Here is a 23,519-nt window from a genome sequence, read left to right as displayed (position 1 = left end):
TTTAAAGGAAGTCTAATAGATGCTACATAGAAATCCAGATGAGTTTCTAAAGTCTATTCCAAAAGATAAGCGCATAATGTGCCTTGACATGGGAGAAAAGCAAATAGGCATAGCATTTAGCGATAAAACACAGCTTATAGCCACAGCTCATAGTGTATATTATAGGAAAAATATGAGCAAAGATTTAGGTTATCTGCATAGAATATTCAAAGAAAATGAAGCTGGATCAATGGTAATAGGACTACCATTAAAAATGGACGAGCAAGAAACTAAATGGTGTAAAACCATAATCCAATTCGCAAATAAAATAATAAAAAAATATAAAGTACATATATACTTACAAGACGAAAGCTTCTCAACATCTATCGCAACTCATACACTAAAAATCACTGGAATATCAATCACAAAATCGAAAAAAATAGATGATAAAATCTCCGCATGTATTATTTTGCAACGAACGTTAGACAAGATAAATACAATCAAATAGTTTTTTCAGATCTGGAAATCTTCAAACTGAATCTCATATAAAAGTTACTCAACAAAACAAGAACCTTTCGTATAAGCATGACAAATTGCTACAGCAAGAGCATCAGCAGCATGGTGACATTTTATACTCAAATTTTTAACTATTTGCTTCACCATAAATATAATCTGATCCTTATCAGCATGGCCATTTCCGGTAATGCTTTTTTTTACATAGTTTGCATCATATTCATTCATAGTTAGCTTTGTTATTTTTAACGCTAAAATTACAACCCCTCTTGCATATCCTAAAGTTAGTGAAGATTTAGGATTTTTATTAACAAAAATTTTTTCTACTGCAGCTTCATTCGGAGAATATTGAAATATTACTTTCTTTAATTGTTCAAAAATTATATGTAAGCGTTCACCTGTACCCAATTTACCATCAGTTGATATGGTACCGCCGCCCAAAAATTCAATATTATTTTTCTCGTTCAGGCTGATAATGGCCCAACCAGTCTTGCTTATCCCTGGATCTAGACCTATTATTTTAACCACTTAATAAACGCTTAACCAATAGACAAACAAAAATAAAAACATCCAGACTACATCTACAAAGTGCCAATACCAGGAGGCAAACTCAAAGCACAAATGGTCCTGAGGTGTAAACTGGCCTTTCCGCGCTCTAAATAAACACACTGATAAAAATATTATTCCTATTATAACATGTGCGCAGTGAAAACCGGTAATCATATAAAAATTGGATGTATAAATAAGCTTTTCTCCTGTTTCTTGTAGAGAAAAACTCGCTTCATGATACTCTATTGCTTGCACTATTATAAAAAAAAACCCAAGCAATATAGTTATGGACAGCATTTTAATCATGCTCTTTTTATCATTTTCAAGTAAAGAGTGATTTGCCCAAGTAATTGTTGTACCAGAAAGCAATAATATTAATGTATTCATGAATGGTAATGACCATGGATCAGGCGGCAAAATCCCCTCAGGGGGCCATTCAACTTTTTTTGCAGGAGAAAACGCCTCAAATAAAAAAACTGGATCAAGCCAGGCTTTAAAGAATGAACAAAAGAACACTATAAAAAACACGACCTCCGAGAGAATAAATAAGTACATTGCAAATTTGAGTCCATGTTTTACAATGGCAGTGTGACATTTGTCATAAATGGCCTCCCTTATTACATCTCTCCACCAATAGAACAGCACCCCTGATACTGCGGAGATTCCCAGAACTAAACAAAACATTCCGAAAATTTGTTTATGAAGCGCGCCAACTAATCCAAGTGCAAGAATAAGAATTGCTGCTGATATAGCAATTGGCCAAGGACTTGGGTCCACTAAATGAAAATCATGTTCTTTACTTTTCATAGCATTTTAAAAAATACTTACTAAGGATACAAATTAGCTTAAAATTGTCAATGTTCCTTAGGAAATTGATTGAATCTTGAAAAATTATATGCACCATTCAAAAAATCTAACACAAATTGTGCAGTTATTCTAAACAACTCAAGCATTTTGCTCTTTTCATTTTCTCTTGCTCTGCTGCAATATCCATCAATAATATTTTCCAAAATAATGCATCCAGACTTTACTGAATCACTGTAACAAAAATAAAACCAATCCCTATATCTATTATTTTTTTTGAATCTATTTTTCATGCTATCAACGACAGTCTTGTATATAAACATGCAAGAATACAAAACCGTCATAGCCTCATAGGTATTACTATACGAGATGGATAAAAGAAAATTAGTGAAATTAAAACACTCAAGAGATTTCTTTCCACGACTTATACTGTACATAGTAAAGTAGTAGTCATATAGCACTCTATTAACAGTCACTGCTCTTTGGGCTACTTCAGTAAGCGAGATAATACTACTATAATCTTCCATTCTGGATGCAGTAATTAAGGTGGTACGAATATAATCACCTAAGAGCAACGTCTTTTGTTGAGCATAGAATTTGAAGTTCTCTATATTTAGGGTGTTATTCGCCAACTTAACATTAAAAGGATGCTCAATTATATCCTTTAAAAGATTTGACCCGTAACAGCTCCTAATTATGCCACTGAACACTGTAGTTACCGATAAAGATCAAGTCAACGTAAATAATCCGCTGCTAATATTCTTTGCTAGATATATTAGAGTAATACATCTCATCCCAGAATATTACCTCAAGTTCTAATCCGTTACGAAAAAACTCGAGCATCTTTTTCTTCTCCTTATTACTAGATTCTCTATACAGCTTATTCACAATCTCAGTTATAGCATCAGCTGTGTTATCCACTATATTAGTATTATAGAGATTAATCCATTTTTTATACTTATTGCTTGAAGGAATGCTATCTTTTACCGTATGTTGAAAGGTGATCTGACACATACCAAAACATGGATAAGAAGCTGCTAAGCCTTCAGCTACTAAATTATGGTATGCAGCACGCATGAAGAAATCAATAAAGGCAGAACTAGATTTCGATCTTTTGTGATTATCGGATGAGTTACATTCTGTAAACTGCTCCTCGCATAGACTTCGCATACTGAATATTTTACGAGCTATAAAGGTTAATTTATCCATTGTTTCAATATCATTAGCTCTAGCTGCAATAATTAAAAAAGCACGAGTGCAATCCACTAAGCATAAAAAAGTCTGTTGAACGTAGAACTTGAACTTCTTATAACTTAATTTGCCATTCATCAATTCAACATAAAAAGGATGTTCTTCTATTCTATCAATAAGATCAGATGATTCTTTTATAGCTATGCTACAGAATTCTTCTTCTATTTCGTTATACATTTTATGAGCCTCACAATAAAAACTGAATATAATAATTATCACCAATATAGTATAATTATTATGAAAAAGCAATTATACTTCAACAATAAGCTAGTATATAAATATGAGGCTGTAAATCAAAAATTTTAGCAATCTAAAGAAATTTTACTATTATCTTCTATATTGAATTCTCTACAAAGATCAGCAGACAAGTTCATGCTTTCCCAAGAAAATCCACCGTCATTTTCTGACTCTTTACCAAAATGTCCATAACAGGCTGTACGTTTATATATAGGGCGATTAAGCGATAAATGCTTGATTATGCCTTTTGTTGATAAATCTATACTATTCTCGATAAACTCTTTAATTACTCTTTCCTCCACCGCATTCGTACCAAATGTATCAATATAGAATGAAGTAGGTTTTGATACACCAATTGCATAAGAAAGCTGCACAAGACAACGTTCAGCTAAACCTGCAAAGACAATATTTTTAGCAAGGTATCTTGCCATATAAGCTGCAGATCTATCAACTTTGGTTGCATCTTTTCCGGAAAATGCCCCTCCACCGTGTGGAATATAACCTCCATAGGTATCAACCATAATTTTTCGTCCGGTTAATCCACAATCACTAACCGGTCCACCAATAACAAATCTACCAGTTGGATTGACTAAGAGATTTTCCTCAGGACATATCCACCCTTTAGGTAAAGATGAAACTATGTAAGGATAAATTATTTCTTTTACTTTTGATTGATCCAAATCCTCAGGGTGCTGTATTGAGACAATGATACTTTCAGCACGTACCGGGAGGTTATTCTCATATGCCAAAGTGATTTGTGATTTTGCATCCGGACCAAGCTTTGCTTCTTTAACTGCGCTCATGATATTTTTCAGAATCGAGTGTGCATAAAAAATGGGTGCTGGCATAAGGTTTTCTGTCTCTGTTGTTGCATAGCCATACATTATGCCCTGATCGCCAGCACCTTGATCCAACCCTATTGCAATGTCATTTGATTGCTCATGCAACAGTATATTTACCTTCACTTTTCTCCAGTGGAAACCATCATGCTCATAACCAATATCTTTTATTGTATTCCGTACAATACTTTCAATCCTGCTATTTTTGATGTTAGGTCCGAATACTTCCCCAGCTATAATAACGTTATCTTTGGTGACTAAAGTCTCTATTGCAGCTCGCGCAAAAGGATCAGTGAAAAGGTATTCATCAAGTATTGCATCTGAAATTTGATCTGCTACTTTATCTGGATGACCAGCCGCCACTGACTCACTGGTTACTAAATTTTTATATAAACTCATGCTTTAGGTTTCTGCTTATACAATATTAAAGTCGCTATAAAGGATACATCTACTAACTGTTAAATGGTGGACCAATAATACCAAAAACAAACTCCTCTCACAACCTTCTTGTTAAACGGGCAAAATTAGCAGTACTTTATGCATTTTAGATAATATTTATGTGCATAAATTAAGATAACCTTAAATCCAATGACTCCCCGCACCATTTTTGAGAAACAACATCATTCAGCTCAGTTGATATATTACCTTTGGAAAACTGTGCTCGGATAGGATTAGTGAACTCCGTGTTTGGCGATGTAATAACTTCGCAGTTCAAAGGTTTTGCGCTTTTTAACCTTTCTCCAACACTTTCAGCAGCATATGCAACTTTCTCTTGCCTAGATGGATTATCATCTACCCAATACTTTATAGTAGAAGAACTTGACAATTTTTCCACGATTGGCTTTATGATATATCTACAAATATCCGATTTTACCTTATGAGCTTCCTTGTTTTCTAATTTCTTAATTTCTGATCTTGCGTTGTATACTGTATATTCGCGTAAACTATTAGGCTGTGGTTTTATATTCTTACAGATCATTTTTTGTATTGCTGTCATATAGTCTATGACCTCTTTAGCCTGTCCTACATTAGGCTTTCCTTCTAACACGCTTTCATAAAATTTATTAATTTCTCCCACTTTTAAAGTGTTATCTTCATCACAGTAAATTGTATCCAGTGCTATCTGCAGCATACCATCATTGTACAGCGGCATTACAACATTGGTAAACAGCTCCAAGAAAACCGAACTCTTTGTGCAACAGATAATATGTTCTTCTAACTGATGAATGTCTTCATGTTCTTCTAACTGTTGAGAACCCTTACGGTCTTCTGTATAGTATTGGCTAAAAAATACCTCCATAAACTCTGGATATATCTTACGTACCCACTCAACTTTATTTTGCAAGTAATTTTTCTTGATGCTACTTTTTGTTAAAAATAAGTTAACTACGTTGTCGTAATGCTTATTATATTTCATACTATCTTCCTTATAATTTAGTATTTTTTCAAACTTCTCCTTTTTTCGTTGCGATTCTTGCTTTTTATTTGCAAGCTCTTCTATCTTTGCTTTTTCTTCCTTAAGCTTTTCTAATCTTATTCTAACAAACTCTAGACGTGCTTCATTAATAGTACTATCCACTTCACTACTCATATGTTTAAGCTGATCTATCAGTTGTTTTGCATATACATTAATCTGAGTTGTTTCGTCTAATTCCGTATTAGCGTTAGCTACAAGCGATTTTATCTCTTCTAATAAAGATAATGTTGTTTTTGTATTAAATTCAATTTTAACAAGCTGCATAAACCATTCTTCTCTCTTTAATACTTCCAGTGCTGTAATCTGCCCAAGAATGGTTTCTACTTCTTTTAAATTTTCCTTTGTAATTTCTATGTCATTTTCTATTATATACTTTCTCTCCTCCTCTGTTATATTTTTCCCTTTTATACTCTCTTTCTTTTTGATTATTCCTATGAACTCTTCTTTCTCTTCGGTTTTTATCTGTGCCTCAAATCGTGACTTTTCTTTTTCAAACTTTGTCTTTTCTTGATTAAGGCTTCTTCCTTCTTTTTCAAGTCCTATTTTTTCTCTTTCAAGCTTTATTCTGCAAAATATTAAACGCCTTACTAAGCGATAAAGTTTAATTAGGAATCTTTTTATAATATTTCCATCAACTTTCAATTTTGCCTCAACTTCTCCTTTATTTTTGTTATTCTCCTGAATCTTATTCACTATATTATCAATTTTAGATTGAATACCCCTAATATTGTGCTCAATACCCAGATTATCTACTCTACCTCTAAATAGCCCCTCAATTTTATAAGTTACGCGTTTAAGAGCTTGAACAAAGTAGTCTTGTGCTTCTGCAGCATTATGGCCTTTACTATTATAGGCTGCTTCAAATGCAGAAATTAGCTGATCAAAAACTTCAACTGCTAAATCATCAACCTCTTTAAATTGCAGCTTTTCCCCTTCATTACTCGAGCTTACGTCAGTCTCTTTTTTTCCTTTTATTATCTTAGATACCTCATTCTCAATGAGCTTATCTATCATACTTAAGATCTCATCACCAAACTGCTCTGGAGTTTTTGCATTATCCTGATTCACTGTTCTGTTGTAATCGTCTATGTAGCCTCCCTTCTGTAACAACTTTATATCAAACTTTAGCCTTTCACTTGAGTAACAGAAAAAGGTTGAAGGTCTTGCAAGGTTCAAACACCTAAGCCTACCAGGGCCTTGTATAAGTTGTGGTGGATTATTAAGAAAATCAGACCGTTGATCTATAAGCATCACAACATGCTGTAAGTCAATGGCATTAAAGCCCTGCACTTTCTCATGGTTAACATAATTACCACAAAGCCCCATACGCAATAGTGCATCATGATCCTGGACACTCCCTTCTATATATTTGTATTTATCAGAGAACTTCCTTAGCTTAAGCAATGGATATAGTTCTTGCATTTTAAACTGCTCTTTCACTTGACAAAATCTTTCAAATAAATTTTCCTTACTATAATGCACCAATGAGTCTAAGTCTAAGTAATCTTTGCCATTTTTATACTTGTTAAACTCTTCTTTGTCTTTACTGATTTTTTCCTCAAATTCATTTAGAGCTTGAGGACTTAAGGTATCACTGATCCTCCAAGACCGAAGCTGACAAAACCCTCCGTTACTAAGACTATATGTATATCCTTTAGGGCTTATAGCACGTACTCTATCTTCAAGTGGATACATATGCTGATCATAATATTCTTGCCTCTTTCTCTCACTCTCTTCTAATTGCTTGTACGCTTCCAAGCATTCCTCTTCTATCTTTGTAATATTGCCATTTATTTCATAATTATCTTTTAAGTACTGGAAAATATCTTTCAACTTTTTTTCATCAAATGTAAATCTTCTTCCTGAAAGTGATCTTGTTGAGTCAAACATTTCACATTCCGTAAAGTAACCAAGGTTTGTGAACAAAACCTCTTTTGCCCCTATTCCCAAAGATTTTAAAATCTTTTTTTTGTCAAGTTTATTAAGACCATATGCATCCACTGGGAGATTTATCGGTATCATAGTGTGAAGTTGTTTATCTTGATTCCAGTTTCTTACCAATCTTGTAAACAGGTCTGTATCTTTTTTATCCTGCAACAATTTAACTACATCTAGCATTCCTTGTATAATATCACTCGTTGTTTTGTCATTCACGATACCTTGCTCTGTCAAATACCTTCTCAGGCCTGCTTGCGTTTCTCCTGCGGAACATTTATCCAAACTTTCTTTAACTTGTGAACCCAGATCTTTAAAATTTGAAAACCTTGCTATATCTAACTCACTCCTTGAAAGCCCCGTAAGGAAGGAAAGTGTGTTCTCAATTACTCCATGCATAACACGAAATGCGGAATAATCGTGAACTTCACTCTTATAATCGAGAGTACCGTCAACAACTTCCTTGATTATATGGCTTTTATCACTTCCATATACATCAATTAAGTGATTTATTATTTCATTGCGTTTTTTGCCAACCGTATTATAGCCGTAACTAATCCCGTCTTTAAACACGTCATGGGTAATCTTCTTCCTGAACTCACCTTTCAGATTATTAGACTCTGCTAAAACGAGAGCTGGTTCACCAACTACGCTTTGAATATTGTAGAATATATAATTTTCTATATCCTTTTTTAAATCTTCATCCTCTAAGTCTGTGCGCGGCGTATGATAAAAAGATTTTTTACTTCTTGCTTCCCCCCTAAAAGTTACCGCACCTTCAAGCTCACTAATATATTTAGTGACCAAGGGTTCTTCTACGCTTTGATGAACTTTAAGCTCCAGAGGGCCGTAAGCACCAGATTCCATTTTATCTTTCAGAGAAAGTGTTTTTATCAAGCCGTTATTGTTTTTAACATATTCATAAATATTGCCAGAAGGTGTTGCGCTCAAAAACAACGTAGGACAAAGTGCAGACAACAATCCCATGCGATACTTATACATCTCTTCTTTATCTACCCTATGTTCTTCATCAAAAGATAGGAATACTAGCTTCTCAATATCAAGAGTAAATTCTTCATTATTAATTTTAACTTTGCCATCTTTAACCTTGTATTTCTGATCGCCAAACTGAATTTCATTCTTGTGAATTACAAAACTCTTACCATCTATACTTATTTTTCCATCTCTTACTTTAAATTCTTTATCCTGAATACCCAAGGCTTTTATAATACCAGGAAGATTCTCAAGACCTACAACCTCCAAGAACTGATTCCAATTCTCCAGAAGACCCTTATTGCTTAATATAGCACAATTTCCTTTATTATTGATTCCATTTAACTTAATATCATTAACGCCTACATTAGATAATAGTTTTTTCCAATCATCACGTTTCTGTTCTACTAAATCAGTATCTGGTGCTAAAGATATGTAATGTATGCCCATTAGTCTAGCTGGCAGATATCCTACAAGCAATTCTATAAAAGTTTTTCCAGTTCCTGTTGCAAGTGCTAACTCCGTAATAGGGTTCCCACCATCTTTCAAATGGGCTATTGCTTCTTTTACGTAAAGTAGATGTTGTGGAAATATTGAGATTTTACCTGGACCACCTATTATAGTATCTTTTCCCTTACTATCACCTTTAATTTTCACACTTAATATTTTCTTACCTGCCCTACCCTTGTTGATTAGCAGTTCATAAACATACGCACCCTTTATACCTAGCTGAGAATCATCCTCACTAAATTCAACACTATACGTATCATCATTTTGATGTATTAAACCCACGTAAACTTCTTTTCCATCTATAGTTATCTTACCTTTAGTTAGATTGTCTTCTATTAACTTTTCTATTTCTTCTCTAACTTCAGAGGTTGTTGACAACAAAACACCAAAATAAGTTTTTTTTAATCCTTCAATATAACTTGCTTTGAATTCATCATTAAATTTGCTAAGTACCTGTGCACCCATAGTTCTACCTCTCTATTATATCCTACTTTGTGAGTAGCTCTTTAGTATACTTAACTTAACACGAAATATCAATGATCTTTTTTATTATATTTCCTTACCCATTTGCCCAACACACCATCACTTACACCTAGTCTCTTGCTATTTTTGTAATCGTTTCTCTCACTAGCTTTACAGCTCCTAATGTTAAACTCAACTGTATATTCTCTTCTGTTTGCCATCACTATTCATTATTCAAACTTGAAAAAATATTTTCACTATAAAAAACGCCCTTTCTTTCTCTCCACTTTTTCTGGTTAAGGTCAGTTTTGTGCTATGTTAAATTACTATAGAGAAAAGTTCGAATAGGTTAAATGGTGGGTCTGGGAAGAGTTGAACCTCCGACCTCACGCTTATCAGGCGTGCGCTCTAACCACCTGAGCTACAGACCCCTGATTTATTCAAGCTGAAGCTTTCATATTATCTGTAGGCAAGATATCAATAAAAGTCTTTTTATTTGCTGACCTTCTAAAGCTGACCCAGCCTTCTACTTTGGCAAAAATCGTATGATCTTTACCTATACCAACATTCTTCCCAGGATGGAATTTTGTGCCTCTTTGGCGCACAATTATGTTACCAGGAATAACCTTCCCATTCTTCTTTATTCCTAACCTACGACCTGCTGAATCTCTACCATTACAGGAACTACCACCTGATTTTTTAGTTGCCATATCTTACCTCTTACTTTTGAAGATTAATTTCATTGATACGAAGAACAGTTATATACTGCCTATGACCAGTCTTTCTACGGTAATTTTTTCTTCTTTTCTTCTTAAAGATTATAATTTTTTCTCCTCTACACTGCTCCAATACTTCAGCTTTAACAGTAGCATTAGATGAATAAGATAAGCCATTATTTGAAATACAAATCACCTTATTGATTTCTACCTCTTTTTTTTCTTCAACTTCTAACTTCTCTACTTTTATTATACTGCCTTCTTTTACTAAATATTGTTTTCCACCAGTCTCAATTACTGCAAACATGATAAATATAAATTATTGTTATTAACTTTAATCGTAAACGATGTCATATATGCTGTCAATATAAATAAAAAACATGACTTAATGCTCCTTCTGAGCTACTTAAATACTTCTACCTTTTTTCACCTTGTTATCTGCTTTTTCTCAGACAATAATTAATTCTCAAAAAATCTTGTTTTGAACAGAAGCAAAACTTGATCATTTTTAATCTCCCTCACTTTGCTTTTGCGGTAGGTCTCTAATTAAAACTCCATAATATGGCTTATTAATTATCTAGCAAAAATTCAGCTTCAATTTGAAAAAAGTACAACCTGTTGCTATTCAGCTGGGGTTTTATAAGTTATAATTTATTCCAAGCTCAAATCCATGATTATAATCTTCAAATGCTTTCAATAGACTATAACCAGCAAAAGCACTTGTCCTTGAAGAAAGCGGAAAATCAAGACCAGAGCTTATTTTATATGAGAAACCAAACTTTGACTGTCCAATAAAATCGATAGCAGCACCTATACCAACATTGACATACGGAGTGATATCCGTGTTTGTAAACTCGTAATGATAACGTAAATTTGCTAAAATTCCTCCTTGCAGTCTATATTTAAAAATATTTGCAACTGAAATCATAGGCTCAACTGAAATTTTTACGCTGTTTGTGTAGTGATAACTGATACTATGACTAAAATTGCCAGAACTGTATGACGAAGAAGTATAGATCCTATCTCTAACCCAATCAACTCCAAAACATGGTACTGACAAAGAAACAGCAGGCAATATAGCTACTAAGGTAAGTAATTTTTTCATTTTTACCCTCCAAATATTGATATACGCATGTATACAAATATAAGCATTAAAAATAATATAATTACAGCGAATTACTTTATTCTCTTAATCACCTGCTTTTCTCTTGCTATTGCAAGGCTTTTTTCTGGTACATCTTCCACTATAACACTACCTGCCGCAATTACAGAGTCATCATGAACATTAAGCGGTGCAATGAGTGAGCTATTGGCACCAATAAAGCAATTGCTTCCTATGTTCGTTTTATGTTTCTTTTTCCCATCATAATTACAAACAATAGTACCTGCTCCTATATTACTCCTCTGCCCTACTTTAGCATTTCCTATATAACTTAAGTGTTTTATTCTAGTGTTTTGACCAACTTCACTTGTTTTCACTTCCACAAAATTTCCTATTTTTGCCTTATTACCAATTGTTGTGTTTCCGCGTATTCTGGTAAATGGACCGACCTCAGCATTACTTTTAATTAAGCAGTTTTTTAAATGCGAAAATGGCAGTATTTTCGCACCAGACTCTATTTTCACTCCAGTACCGAAAAAAACATATGGGTAAATAACTGAATCTCTGGCAATTTGCGTATCAAGAGAAAAGAAAACAGTCTCTGGAGCAATAAGCGTTACTCCAGAGTTGGTAAAAAATTTTCTTTTGTTTTCTTGAAAGTAAAATTCAGCTTTTATAAGGTCATTTCTGTTATTTATTCCCGTTGCCTCTTCTCCACCGGTAATAACGTAACCGACATTTAAATTACTCTTCACTGCAATGGAAACTATATCGGTCAAATAATATTCATGAGTTGAGCTATTGCACTCTATTTTCTCCACCAATTCACGTAAATTCTTTGCACATGCAACCATTATTCCAGCATTTGCAAGAAACTCTTCATGATTATTTTTATCACTCTTTGCTTCTACGATTTCTCTTAAGGAACCATTCTCAATAATTAACCTACCGTATTCTTTATTGCTTGTCCTAAAACCTAGGCAAACTAGAGCCTTGCCTTCTAAGCAACTAACCATTTTAGTTATTGTGCTGCTTTTTATGAGTGGGGTATCTCCATACTGCACAATAATTATGCTCGAATCTGGCAATTCTTTCAGGTTTCTCATTGCAGTTTTGACTGCATCTCCCGTGCCAAGTGTTAATTCTTGTGTAATTAACTGTATATCCTTAAAGCACTTTAGTCTTTCAATTAAAGGCAGATCAACTACAACAGCAATATTTTCAGGATTTAACTGTTTTGCATTGTAAATGACATGCTGGAGCATGGAAAAACTGCCTATTTTGTGTAGAACCTTAGGCAAATCTGAATTCATCCGCCTGCCATGCCCTGCAGCAAGTATAACGAACGTATGAGTTTTACTTATCACTTATCTTAAAGATGAAAAATGAAAACCGTAATGATCAAGCCAGCTGATTTTGTTGTCATAAAAGCTCCTTAAGTCGCTAATTTGATATTTTAGCATTGCAAGCCTTTCTATACCAATGCCAAACGCAAAACCGCTGTATTTAGTGTGATCTATTCCAACATTTTGAAATACATTTGGATGCGTCATACCGCATCCCAGTACTTCTATCCATTTACTACCTTTATAACTTATGTCCACTTCTGCAGAAGGCTCGGTAAAAGGGAAAAAACTATTACGAAAACGTATCTTCAGCCCTTTATCTCCAAAAAACTTATTAAGGAAGTGATGAATAGTAAATTTTAACTGGCCCATATTGACATTCTCATTGACATATAACCCCTCTATTTGATGGAACATAGGGGTGTGAGTTGCATCAAAGTCGTTTCTGTATACTCTACCAGGAGATACGATTTTAATCGGAAAAGTTTTCGCTTTTTCCATAGTTCTGATCTCCACAGATGAGGTATGAGTGCGCAGCACCATTCTTTTGTCGTTTATTTTATTCTTTAAGTAGAAGGTATCTTGCTCCTCCCGCGCAGGGTGGTGACTTGGAGTATTCAGTGCATCAAATACATGAAATTCATCTTCAATGTCAGGGCCATCAACTGCTTTAAAACCCATATGTGCAAAAATAAGCTTTACTTCATTTAGAACCTTACTGAGTGGATGGACCTTGCCCATTTTTTCTGGTCTAACGGGCAACGTGATATCAACCGCCTCGTTCTGCAATTTAAAGTTAACTTCTTCGGCTTTTAGTGCATTTTCCTTATTCATTATAAGCTGATCTAGCTTATTACGTAAAACGTTGATAACTTCGCCTAAATTGCGCTTTTTTCCTGCGTCTTCTATCTCTTTTAAGTTGTCAAAATAAGCTTTAATTACACCCTTTTTTCCCAAATATGATAGCCTGACTTTTTCTAAATCTTGTAAAGAAGAAGCATTCTCAATTTCAGAGACCGCTTTATCTTCAAGTGAAGGTATTTCATTCAGTAGCTCTTTATTCATCTTAGAAACGCTGGCTTAAACTTTAATTATAGTAAAATCTTGAATAGCATCAACAATCTAAAAACTGTCCCATTTTGATTATTAATTTATTGACCAATTAGTTTTTTTTATTTACCTTTGCGTTGATGAATTTGCTGTATCAACCATGCACAACAGTGACACTGAAACTGATAATAAGTACAAAATAGAGGATTTACCTAAGTTCTTTAAGGAAAGATCCAAAAACATAAGTAAAGCATTTTCTAGCAAAATAATTAAGATCAGTACCATTCGCTCGAGAAGTATTGAAAGTAATATACAAGAATTTTCATTTGAGCTAACAGCAACAGGTAAAGACACCTTTAATACAAGACCATTTCAAATAAAATCTTTAATTGATTTTTTTAAAATCTGCCTTTCTCGGGAAAAAAATTTTACAGTCAACATAAAAGTACCAAAAGAAAGCAGTGAATTATATAATAACTACTGTAAAACTAATAGTGATAAAACTGTAGAAGAATTCGTAAATAATGCTCCGCCTCAAATCCTTCTGCAAGGAATAACAATCATACTACAAACAAATGTTAAAGACATTAACTTAGATAATTTGCACCAAATAGGGTCATTTTTAAATGAAAAGCTAAAACATGCAGAAAAAACTGAAAATGAGGAACAGAGTCAAGTTACACTACAAGTAAAAGAAGCAGAAAATAAAGACAGACAAGAACAGAGTGAAACTAAGCAAAAAAACGCACAAAATAGACAAATTGTACCATTTACAGGCTCGTTTGGCTTTAACGTAGCAAGCAAAGTAAATTGTAAAGCTCCAGTGGTTACTGCTGCAATAAAAGCTAATATACCAAAATATAGAATCTTCCTTCCCTTATCCAATTTTTTTAATGATGTAATAAGGTTATCCCTTTTAAGAACACCAAAACCTTCTATACAGAGCAACAATATACCATTTGGTGTCATTCCAGCGCTTGACGCTGGAATGGCTTTGTTGCATCGCTACTTATGAAAGGCTAACTATAGCTAGGATTATAAGCAACCTATTGAAAATCTTGTTTTTTTGCAATCAATCTGATCAAATTTAAGAATAGTAATTTATTATTTATATTAATAAACTTAATTCTATTGAAAATAGCTAAAGCATTGAAATTCTTGAATTTTAGCCGGATTAGTGAGTGGTAGTGAAATTTCTTTTACTCAAATTTAGGTATTCACTGACCGTTCTTGTTATAAATACCAGAATAATAAGCTACTGATATTCTCCATCTTTTTTATCTTTAATCCATCATAGCTAGCGATGCAACAAAGCCCGCTGGAATCCAGAAAAAAAAAGAAAAATGGACCCCAGTGTCAGCTACTTGGATGACAAGTAGTATAGGAAATCCAATACCTCAAGGAGCAGAACAGAATGTAGGTCAAACTACTTCGCACACAGAGTATTTTAAGGCTAACAGAAAAAAGAAGTCAAAAAAGCAGACCAAAGAACTATCAGAGAAAGAAAAACAATTAGCCATAAAACAAGCACAAAATGATGCTAGAGTAGCTATGTTAGATAACCAGATTGAGCGCAGGGGAAAAAAACTCGATGAAATATTTATTGAAGTGATGAATGGATACAAAAATCAAGATCCAGAAACATTTCGCAATGTTTTTAACTCAATATTCAATATTGTTTATTTTCAAGATAAACAATTACATGAAATATTGGAGTCAGGTGAGATATCAGAAGTATTAGAAATACTAGAAATACCACAACCAGCTGGCAAGTCTTCTTTTCCAAAAGAGTATTTACATAAGCAAGTATATAAAAAAAAAGAGCAATTAGTTTCAGGTGTTTATATACAACAACCTCCTACGCAACATGAAAATACTCCTCATAAATCTACAAACCCTTTACCAATAAATAAATCTAAAGATCCTTCACCAGCAACAAATGAAGCTAAAACTCTACCACCTACTAACATTACACTCAAATCACCGTTAAAAACTGTATTTTCCTCAAAAAAGGCTTATTTTTGTCTATTTATAATAGTAGCATCTGCATCAACACTTTGCTTATGGCATTTTCCATTAGGAAAAGTGTCAATGTTAAAAGAATTAGTGCCACCAGAAAAAAGAGAAAATATTGGGTTAGCATTGAACATAGGGTTACCGACATTGATTACATTATGTGTTTTGAGTTTAGCTTACTTTATATATTCTGAATATTCTATAGAATCTGTTAAGCAAGTAAGTGAAAACGATCCCCTTTCTCGCGCCTATAGCTAGTGCAGGCTCAGTTTTCCTACGTCATACCGCCGCGGATAGATCCCGCTAACAAGCAGCGGGATGACAGCAGTCCTACGTCATACCGTCACGGTATCTCACATAGATCCCACTAACAAGCAGCGGAATGACAAATTTGTCGTTTTTTAAATCGTCGGTAAACCAGAATTACTTTAGCTATAACAAAATAGAAATAAGTTGTTGTAAAAAATTTTTCATGGTAAAATTATTTATTTTCACCACATGTTTAAAGGAATTATCACGGATATCGGGACTATAACTGATACTACCACTCACTCCAACTCTGATCAAATTTTCCATATCAAAACACAAAACTTACCCTCTATAAATAAAGGAGACTCAATAGCTTGCTCTGGTGTATGTTTAACTGTTGTGAACATACTGAACGATGTATTCACAGTTCAAGTGTCTCAAGAAACTATGAAGGTTGCTAACTTAAATACGTGGAGAATAGGAAAAAAAATAAACCTAGAACAAGCAATGCGGCTAAGCGACAGAATCGATGGCCACTTGGTTCAGGGTCATGTTGATGGGATAGTAAAAATTTTAACAATTGAGCGAAATTTAGATTCTCATGAAATCAAACTATCGTGCCCACAAGAATTAATTAAATTTGTTGCAAAAAAAGGCTCCGTTACACTAGACGGGGTTTCCCTCACAGTGAATTCAGTTATTAATCAGGAATTTATAGTAAATATAATTCCCTATACATGGGAAAATACAACTTTTCAGTACAACAAAATAAATGATTATCTGAATTTAGAAATTGACATTATCGCTAGGTATTTAGATCAATTGATGCAGCATAAATACAATTAATTTTACAACCTTGTTATTTACAACTATTATATCTTGAAAACCATATAGATATAAAATATGCTTTTCGATAGCCTAATTATCTTCATTGTTGTTCTATGCGTAATAATCTCGGTAACTAGAGGTTTTATAAAAGAGCTATGCGCATTGATGTTTCTATTTTTATCAATTTTTCTGACAGCTAATCACTATGATTTTTTCACTCCAAATTATAGTAAATATTTTGATTCTAAAGTTATACTAAACATACTTTCTACAATCTCTGTATTTATTATACTTAATCTTATATTCATGATAATAAACAACTGGCTAATGTACATATTATCACCCATAAGGTTGGGGTTTATCGATAGAGTTACTGGAATCTTTCTCGGAGTGCTTAAAGGAATATTGCTCTCTTATGTATTATTTTTTGCTGTGCACTTATATTGCTACACAGTATATAACAAAAAAGAATATGGCAAAAAAGAGGAACATTCTGAAATAAAAGCAGAAGACATATTGCCTAATTGGATAATAAATTCACACTCTTATCAGGCTTTATTTGTGACAGCAGAAGAAGTAATTGACATGTATGTACCAGAGTCGTTGATACTAAAAATAAAAGAGATCGGTGGAGAAATGGTTGATCAAGAAAAACCCAAAAACAATAAAAAAGAAGAGTAAATATTTATTTATAAATATGTTCATTAGGAGTATTCAAAAAGCCATATGTGTCAGGTTAAGAGCACTCCTCTCTTATAATTCACGTATTTAAGAATGACTTCTGCTAAACCTTTACTAATTCCATGTACGTTTTGAATTTCAACCAGAGAAGCTTTGCTTATATTTTTCACTGAACCAAAATAAGACATCAACGCTTTTTTTCTTTTGTTGCCAATGCCGGGTATTTTGCTTAATTGTGAAACTATAAACTGTTTATCGCGTTTTTTTCTATGTGAAGTTATCGCAAAGCGGTGGGCTTCATTACGCAGCGATTGTAAGTAAAGCATGACTTTGCTGTCATTTGCCAGACTGAATTCTTCCCTGCCCAGCATATAAAATCTTTCATTTCCTGCGTTACGATCAGGACCTTTTGCCATACAAGCAAAAGGAACGTTTATATTCAATACTTCCAGTACACTTTGTACTATGGAAACATGTCCTGGTCCACCATCAATCAGTAAAAAATCAGGTATTATGCCTTTTATATTGCCGGAGAAACGTCTGGTTAGCACTTCCCTCATCATTTTATAGTCATCACCTGAAAATTTTTCCTTTATAGTAAATTTTCTGTACTCACTTTTTAAAAAACCCTCCTGCCCTGCAACAACCATTACACCAATTTGTTGGTTTCCAAATATATGGCTATTGTCATAAACCTCAATACGCTTTGGAATGTTTGGTAACAAGAAGATTTTGCTAAGCTCTTCAAGCTTTTCTAGGTTATTTCTATAATCGATAAGCTTCTGCTCTAAGCTATGCTGAGAGTTATCATAAACAAATTTCAATAAATCACGCTCTTTTTTATTCTTTGCATGCAGAACTTTTACTGGCTTTTGAGCAACCTTATATAGTGCTTGTTCTATAATTTCCTTATCCACAATAGAATCTGGAACGTAAATTTGTATTGGAGGTATGTTAGCTGAATTATAAAAATTGACCAAAAAGGTGGATAAAATTTCATCATTTGAGTGATCACCACAGTTCTCGGCAAAGTAAGGAGTGCTGCCGTAGTTGTCTTTATTTCTGAACGATAACACACTAATACATGCTAGATCCTCTTCACGTACAATACTGAAGAAATCTGCATCTTTTTCAAAAGAAAAATCCGTGTGCTGTATTTGAATTTGCTCAAGAAACTTTACCCGATCTCTATATATAGCAGCAAGCTCATAGTTTTCTTCACTGCTGCACTTTCTCATTGTGAAAAGTAACTGTTCTTTCACTTCCTTATTTCTTCCAAGCAATGTATTTCGTGCCTGTTTTACTGATTGGCAGTAGTCGTCTTTTGTGATTTTGTTTATGCATGGTGCTGAGCAGCGCTTAATTTGATACTCAATACATGGTCTTTTTGTTGATGAAAAGTATTGATCTGAACATACTCTCAAGAGAAAAGCTCTTTGCAATGATAATATAGTTTGCTTAACAGCAGCGGCAGATGTAAAGGGACCATAATAATGAAACTCATTCTTCTTAAATTTGCCTCTATATTTCGCTATTCTTGGATAATCGTGCTTGGAAATTGTTATATAGGGATAATATTTTCCATCCTTAAGCACAATATTATAAGGTGGCTTCAACGATTTTATTAACTGTGCTTCAAGAAGCAGTGCTTCGATTTCATTCTCAGTGATGAATATTTCAACCTTAATAACCTGTGAGAGCATAACTCTAATTCGTTCAGAAAGGTTTTCGAATTGAAGGTAGTCGGATAACCTCGACTTCAAGTTTTTTGCTTTACCAATGTATAAAATCTTATTCTTATCTCCAACCATCTTATACACGCCACAGGACTGTGGAGATGATTTGATTTGTTCTTTATATTGCCTGAGCATTTATCCATTGCTTAACCTGTATGAGGTTAAAATCTGCTACTAAATGAAAGACGGAAACTACATTTTCAAGCAAAGATAATCTGTTTCTTCTCAGCTTATCAGAATCACAGTTAATCTTTACACTGTCCATAAACTGATTGATAAACGGAGCAAAACCAGCAAGTTCATCAAGCGCTGCATTAAAGTGGTTATTTTTTATCGCTTGTTTTATGTTTTTACAAGCAGTTATAGCACAATTTGATAGCGCAATTTCTTCATTTTCAATCAAAAATCTCTTACCGTAAGATGCACTATAAGTAGTGCCATCACTTTTCCTTACTTTGCTCATCATGTTACTGACTCTTTTGTAAGTGCTTAGAATCTGTTCACCTTCTGGCGTACTAAGATAACGATCCAATATAACAGTTTGCTTTTCTGCTGTCAGCAGATCATTAATATCGATTTTATATAGTATTGAATCTACGACATCTTGACTTATATCTCTATTTTTTAAAATAACCTTGAATCTTTCTAAGCAGAATCTAAATACTAGTTCTGAAATTTGTTTTCTATTTGGCTTATCAACTGACGTTGTATTTTCATTAAATAGAAGCCTTGAATATAAAGATACTGACTTATCTATCAATAGCCTAATTGGAATATGCAAATTATTTTCAAGTATTGTTCTAATTATACTAATTGTCATTCTCCGCAAACCAAACTGATCATACGAACCAGAGATTTTCTCACCTGCTGCAATTAAACCAACTAAGCTATCCACTTTGTCTGCAATTGACACAGCAATTGCTGAAGGGGATTTAGGACACTCCTGCTCTGGCCCGATTGGCTTATAGTGTTCAGTTATAGCTTCCACTATTTCTCTATCTTCTTGAAAATAAGAAGCATAATATCCACCCATTACTCCTTGTAATTCTGGAAACTCTCTTACTATCGATGTTGCCAAATCAGCTTTTGCCAAATATGCAGCACGTTCAACTTTTATCAGCGAAGCATGTGGAATAAATATAGCTATATACTTTGACAGAGACGTAATACGCTTCACCTTTTCCCCCACGCTGCCAAGAAAAGCATGAAATAATATCGAACCCAATTTTTTGACATAATGATCCAGATCTTCCTTTTTGTCCTGAGATATCAAAAATTGTGCATCAGCAAGACGTGCTTCTAATATTCTTTCGTGTCCTTTAACAACTTCACCATTGTTGACGTTGACAACAGTGACAAAGTGTGAAATTCTCTTTCCATTACTTAAAGCAAGATATTTTTGCTGCGTATTAATTATACTAAGAATTACTTCCTTCGGTAATCCAAATGACTTTTCTTGATTCACTTCACCAAATAGTACGATTGGCCACTCTATAAGCCCTGTCAATTCATTTAGTAAATAATCATTTTTCTCAAGTTGTAAATTCTGCTCTTTTGTGAATTTATTAATCTGATCTAGTATAAATTGCTTTCTTTTGTCCAGCTGGAGAATTACGCTGTTTTTTTCTAGCAATTCAAAATAGTCTTTAGGTGCTTTAATAGTTAACGTCGCATCACTTGAGAGAAATCGATGGCCATATGTTGTGTTAGATGCTGTGATCCCTGCAAAAGACACAGGTATTATTTCGTCATTTAAAATGCATAAAATGTTTTTAATTGGCCTAACCCACCTTTCTTTTCCTTCGCCCCATCTCATGCTCTTCAACCAAGAAAAGTTTTTGAGCATTTCCTCCAGTTGATTTTTGAGGAATTCTCTGATGTTAAATGAGCAGCTTTCTCTTTTAATGAAGTAAAAATCCTCATTATTTACTTTTCGAACGAGCAAATCTTCTTCATTTTTCTGATATTTTCTTAAAAAACCTTCGATAGCACTTTTTGGTGCGTTAATGTTTGGTCCCTTAACTTCGTTATTGGAATCCTTTAGCTCCAAAGCATTTATGTTGTCAACAAATAGGGTAATGCGACGTGCCGTTACAAAAACCTCCATTGATGTAAATTTTACATTATTTTTGTTAAAAACATTGGCAATACAGCTCTTAACTTGAGTTGCAGCTACATTCTGCATTCTCGATGGTATTTCTTCTGAAAGGCACTCAAATAACAACTGCAACGACATACGCTATTTACTCATGTACAATTCGCAACATTTTTTTGTCAGCTCTCTAACTCTACCAATATGCGCTGTACGTTCATTGACACCAAGCACACCTCTTGCATCAAGCAGATTAAGTAGGTGACTAGTTTTAATACATTGGTCATAAGCTGCAATTGGTAGCTCCTTTTCAATAAGGAACTTACATAATTTTTCCGTATCTTCAAATTGCTGCTGTACCACTTTAGTATCATAATAATCTAACGCTAAATAAGAAAATTCATATTCTCTTTGTTTAAAAATATCTCCGTAAGTTACACCGTTATCGTTCCAAGTTATATCGTAAACATTATCTACACCTTGTATGCACATTGCTAAACGTTCCAACCCATATGCCACCTCACCAGGAATCATCTTGCAGTCAATCCCTCCAACTTGCTGTATATAAGTAAGCTGTGTTACTTCCATTCCATTGCATGTAACTTCCCATCCAAGTCCTGATGCACCAACACTTGGGTTTTCCCAATCATCTTCAACAAACTTAATATCATATTTTTCTGTAGATATGCCAAGAGCTTTTAAGCTATCTAAATAGACGTTTTGTAAATTATTACCAGATGGCTTTATTATAACTTGATATTGGTGATGTTGATACAAGCGATTAGGATTATCACTATAGCGTCCATCTGCTGGCCTAATTACTGGTTGTAGATATGCAATTTTTGTCGGTTTTGTATCAATTGCAGACATAATTGTTGCAGGATGTAATGTACCAGCACCAACTTCAGATGTGTATGGGTGAAGTATAACGCACCCTTCACCAGCCCAAAAATCTTGCAACTCTTTTATTATACTTTGTAAATTCACACAAATTGCACACTTTTTATACTAAATATATAAATAAATAAGTACTATTCAATATTTATTTTTTTTGCAGCACTATGTAAATAATCACCTAAAACTGCTGAACTTTCCCTCACATACTGAATTATGCTTTTATTTAGGACAATTGCATCATGCATAGTTAAATCGCAGAATATAAATGCTGTTAAATACAGTAAAATCACCGCATAAAATGTGTGAAAAATCCCCTCAAATGTAATTGAAATTGCATTATTATAGCTGAGTTGTATTGAACTTATTGGCCATGGTTTTATCACTTCTACGACATTAAAAAATACGTAAGGTATCATAAGAAAAAAGAAAAAGTGCATAAAATCATTAAACCAAAATGGGCATTGAAACATCTGCTTACATATACTCCCATAGAGTTTACTTACAGTATAATAAATTGACATTATTGCTGGCATTGAAAGTGCTACAGTCAATACTTGCCCTGACGCTATTTGTATTACTATTTCTTCACCACTGTTTGCTGAAGGGTCCTGAGCATGAAAAATAAATATTCCAATTAATTGTATTACTAACATAACTATTGCCAATTTTGTAAAAACAGCAGCTACAACTATTCCTGAATTTGGCATTTTATATAGCAAATATTCGCCTCCATATGTAAAAATCAATATAACATCGACAATAAATAATATTAAAAAAGAAGACCAATAGTTCTGCCAACCTGGTAAATATCCTATTCCCAAAAAAGAGCTTACTGTTTTGGCAGGAAAAACCTTGCCCAGCATCTTTCCCAAAAATTCAAAAAAAATCCCCATGCCCTAAGTAACACTTGGTTTATATTATTTATAATACTGTATTGTAACGGACTTATCAATAGACTTCTTGCATAGAAAAAAGGCAAATAGTTATTATAGCTCTAAGTTTACCGACAACCGTTCCTCCCTGTCATCCGAGTAGCCTTCTCTTGTATGGTCCCAGAGTGTGATGGTGTGGGTCTATTATAAATATCAAGCAAATAAAAAAAAGGCAAAAGAAACCCCGGTCACTGTTTATTTTCAGTATTGGCGTTTTTTTAAGTCTTAAACACTGCAATTTAGCTGCTTTTAAGTGCAACTAACCTTAGCTTTAATATTTAAGAAATTTACTAAGCAGAAAAAAAGGCAAAAGATATCCCGTGTT

21 protein-coding genes and 1 tRNA gene are annotated in these 23,519 nt (G+C 33.8%); 5 read left to right on the top strand and 17 right to left on the bottom strand.

From position 1 onward, the window contains the following. Positions 1 to 19: 19 nt before the first annotated feature. Complete coding sequence (gene ruvX, locus OOK92_RS00305; protein WP_253309368.1) at positions 20 to 487, top strand: Holliday junction resolvase RuvX; 468 nt, start codon at positions 20 to 22, stop codon at positions 485 to 487. A gap of 44 nt (positions 488 to 531) precedes the next feature. Here ruvX and ruvC read toward each other — a convergent pair whose 3' ends face one another. The 13 genes from ruvC to pheS all read right to left on the bottom strand — a co-directional run bounded on the left by ruvC (position 532) and on the right by pheS (position 13,778). Beyond that, a complete protein-coding gene (gene ruvC, locus OOK92_RS00300) occupies positions 532 to 1,020 on the bottom strand; it encodes a crossover junction endodeoxyribonuclease RuvC (protein WP_253309367.1) in 489 nt (162 codons plus the stop codon). Continuing rightward, positions 1,021 to 1,848, bottom strand: a complete 828-nt coding sequence (locus tag OOK92_RS00295; protein WP_264731416.1) for a cytochrome c oxidase subunit 3 — start codon at positions 1,846 to 1,848, stop codon at positions 1,021 to 1,023. Positions 1,849 to 1,895: 47 nt separating this feature from the next. After that, complete coding sequence (locus OOK92_RS00290) at positions 1,896 to 2,555, bottom strand: TenA family protein (protein ID WP_264731414.1); 660 nt, start codon at positions 2,553 to 2,555, stop codon at positions 1,896 to 1,898. Positions 2,556 to 2,598: 43 nt separating this feature from the next. Further along, positions 2,599 to 3,273 (bottom strand): TenA family protein, encoded by a 675-nt coding sequence (locus tag OOK92_RS00285; RefSeq protein WP_264735891.1) that lies wholly within the window; start codon positions 3,271 to 3,273, stop codon positions 2,599 to 2,601. 125 nt (positions 3,274 to 3,398) lie between these two features. After that, complete coding sequence (gene metK, locus OOK92_RS00280) at positions 3,399 to 4,571, bottom strand: methionine adenosyltransferase (RefSeq protein ID WP_264735890.1); 1,173 nt, start codon at positions 4,569 to 4,571, stop codon at positions 3,399 to 3,401. 169 nt (positions 4,572 to 4,740) lie between these two features. Beyond that, positions 4,741 to 9,552 carry a DEAD/DEAH box helicase family protein gene (locus OOK92_RS00275; protein WP_264735889.1) on the bottom strand — a complete coding sequence of 1,604 codons (4,812 nt, stop codon included), beginning with the start codon at positions 9,550 to 9,552 and terminating at the stop codon, positions 4,741 to 4,743. A gap of 68 nt (positions 9,553 to 9,620) precedes the next feature. Next, on the bottom strand, positions 9,621 to 9,770 hold the full coding sequence (locus OOK92_RS00270; protein WP_264735888.1) for a transposase: 150 nt from the start codon (positions 9,768 to 9,770) through the stop codon (positions 9,621 to 9,623). A 133-nt stretch (positions 9,771 to 9,903) separates the two neighbouring features. After that, positions 9,904 to 9,980 (bottom strand) — tRNA-Ile (locus OOK92_RS00265). A gap of 9 nt (positions 9,981 to 9,989) precedes the next feature. After that, complete coding sequence (gene rpmA / locus OOK92_RS00260) at positions 9,990 to 10,259, bottom strand: 50S ribosomal protein L27 (RefSeq protein ID WP_096617064.1); 270 nt, start codon at positions 10,257 to 10,259, stop codon at positions 9,990 to 9,992. 10 nt (positions 10,260 to 10,269) lie between these two features. Next, entirely contained in the window at positions 10,270 to 10,572 is a 303-nt protein-coding gene (gene rplU, locus OOK92_RS00255) for a 50S ribosomal protein L21 (protein WP_096617066.1), read from the bottom strand. Positions 10,573 to 10,902: 330 nt separating this feature from the next. After that, on the bottom strand, positions 10,903 to 11,370 hold the full coding sequence (locus OOK92_RS00250) for a P44/Msp2 family outer membrane protein (protein WP_264735887.1): 468 nt from the start codon (positions 11,368 to 11,370) through the stop codon (positions 10,903 to 10,905). A gap of 71 nt (positions 11,371 to 11,441) precedes the next feature. Then, positions 11,442 to 12,734 (bottom strand): bifunctional UDP-N-acetylglucosamine diphosphorylase/glucosamine-1-phosphate N-acetyltransferase GlmU, encoded by a 1,293-nt coding sequence (gene glmU / locus OOK92_RS00245; RefSeq protein WP_264735886.1) that lies wholly within the window; start codon positions 12,732 to 12,734, stop codon positions 11,442 to 11,444. Next, on the bottom strand, positions 12,735 to 13,778 hold the full coding sequence (pheS, locus tag OOK92_RS00240) for a phenylalanine--tRNA ligase subunit alpha (RefSeq protein WP_264735885.1): 1,044 nt from the start codon (positions 13,776 to 13,778) through the stop codon (positions 12,735 to 12,737). 145 nt (positions 13,779 to 13,923) lie between these two features. Here pheS and OOK92_RS00235 point away from each other — a divergent pair, with 145 nt between their 5' ends. The 4 genes from OOK92_RS00235 to OOK92_RS00220 all read left to right on the top strand — a co-directional run bounded on the left by OOK92_RS00235 (position 13,924) and on the right by OOK92_RS00220 (position 17,537). Continuing rightward, on the top strand, positions 13,924 to 14,778 hold the full coding sequence (locus OOK92_RS00235) for a hypothetical protein (RefSeq protein ID WP_264735883.1): 855 nt from the start codon (positions 13,924 to 13,926) through the stop codon (positions 14,776 to 14,778). A gap of 338 nt (positions 14,779 to 15,116) precedes the next feature. Continuing rightward, positions 15,117 to 16,037 (top strand): hypothetical protein, encoded by a 921-nt coding sequence (locus OOK92_RS00230; RefSeq protein WP_264735881.1) that lies wholly within the window; start codon positions 15,117 to 15,119, stop codon positions 16,035 to 16,037. Between the two features lie 240 nt (positions 16,038 to 16,277). After that, a complete protein-coding gene (locus OOK92_RS00225) occupies positions 16,278 to 16,874 on the top strand; it encodes a riboflavin synthase (RefSeq protein WP_264731374.1) in 597 nt (198 codons plus the stop codon). A gap of 57 nt (positions 16,875 to 16,931) precedes the next feature. Continuing rightward, on the top strand, positions 16,932 to 17,537 hold the full coding sequence (locus OOK92_RS00220; RefSeq protein WP_264735880.1) for a CvpA family protein: 606 nt from the start codon (positions 16,932 to 16,934) through the stop codon (positions 17,535 to 17,537). A gap of 50 nt (positions 17,538 to 17,587) precedes the next feature. On the opposite strand, the gene uvrC is transcribed toward OOK92_RS00220, so the two are convergent. The 4 genes from uvrC to OOK92_RS00200 are packed head-to-tail and all read right to left on the bottom strand — an operon-like array spanning position 17,588 to position 23,155. After that, the gene (uvrC, locus tag OOK92_RS00215) at positions 17,588 to 19,408 is read right to left on the bottom strand and encodes an excinuclease ABC subunit UvrC (protein WP_264735879.1); all 1,821 of its coding nucleotides are present in this window, start codon (positions 19,406 to 19,408) and stop codon (positions 17,588 to 17,590) included. Next, entirely contained in the window at positions 19,392 to 21,509 is a 2,118-nt protein-coding gene (gene glyS / locus OOK92_RS00210) for a glycine--tRNA ligase subunit beta (RefSeq protein WP_264735878.1), read from the bottom strand. Before glyS ends, uvrC begins: the two co-directional genes overlap by 17 nt. A 3-nt stretch (positions 21,510 to 21,512) precedes the next feature. Further along, positions 21,513 to 22,352, bottom strand: a complete 840-nt coding sequence (locus tag OOK92_RS00205; protein ID WP_253307313.1) for a glycine--tRNA ligase subunit alpha — start codon at positions 22,350 to 22,352, stop codon at positions 21,513 to 21,515. A 44-nt stretch (positions 22,353 to 22,396) separates the two neighbouring features. Further along, complete coding sequence (locus OOK92_RS00200; RefSeq protein ID WP_253307312.1) at positions 22,397 to 23,155, bottom strand: phosphatidylglycerophosphatase; 759 nt, start codon at positions 23,153 to 23,155, stop codon at positions 22,397 to 22,399. Between the last annotated feature and the right edge of the window lie 364 nt (positions 23,156 to 23,519).

Origin of the sequence: Wolbachia endosymbiont (group A) of Rhinocyllus conicus (assembly GCF_947250775.1) — a bacterium.
GTDB lineage: Bacteria > Pseudomonadota > Alphaproteobacteria > Rickettsiales > Anaplasmataceae > Wolbachia.
The sequence above is the reverse complement of the archived record's forward strand: the minus strand, read 5'-3'. Positions and strand labels throughout refer to the sequence as shown.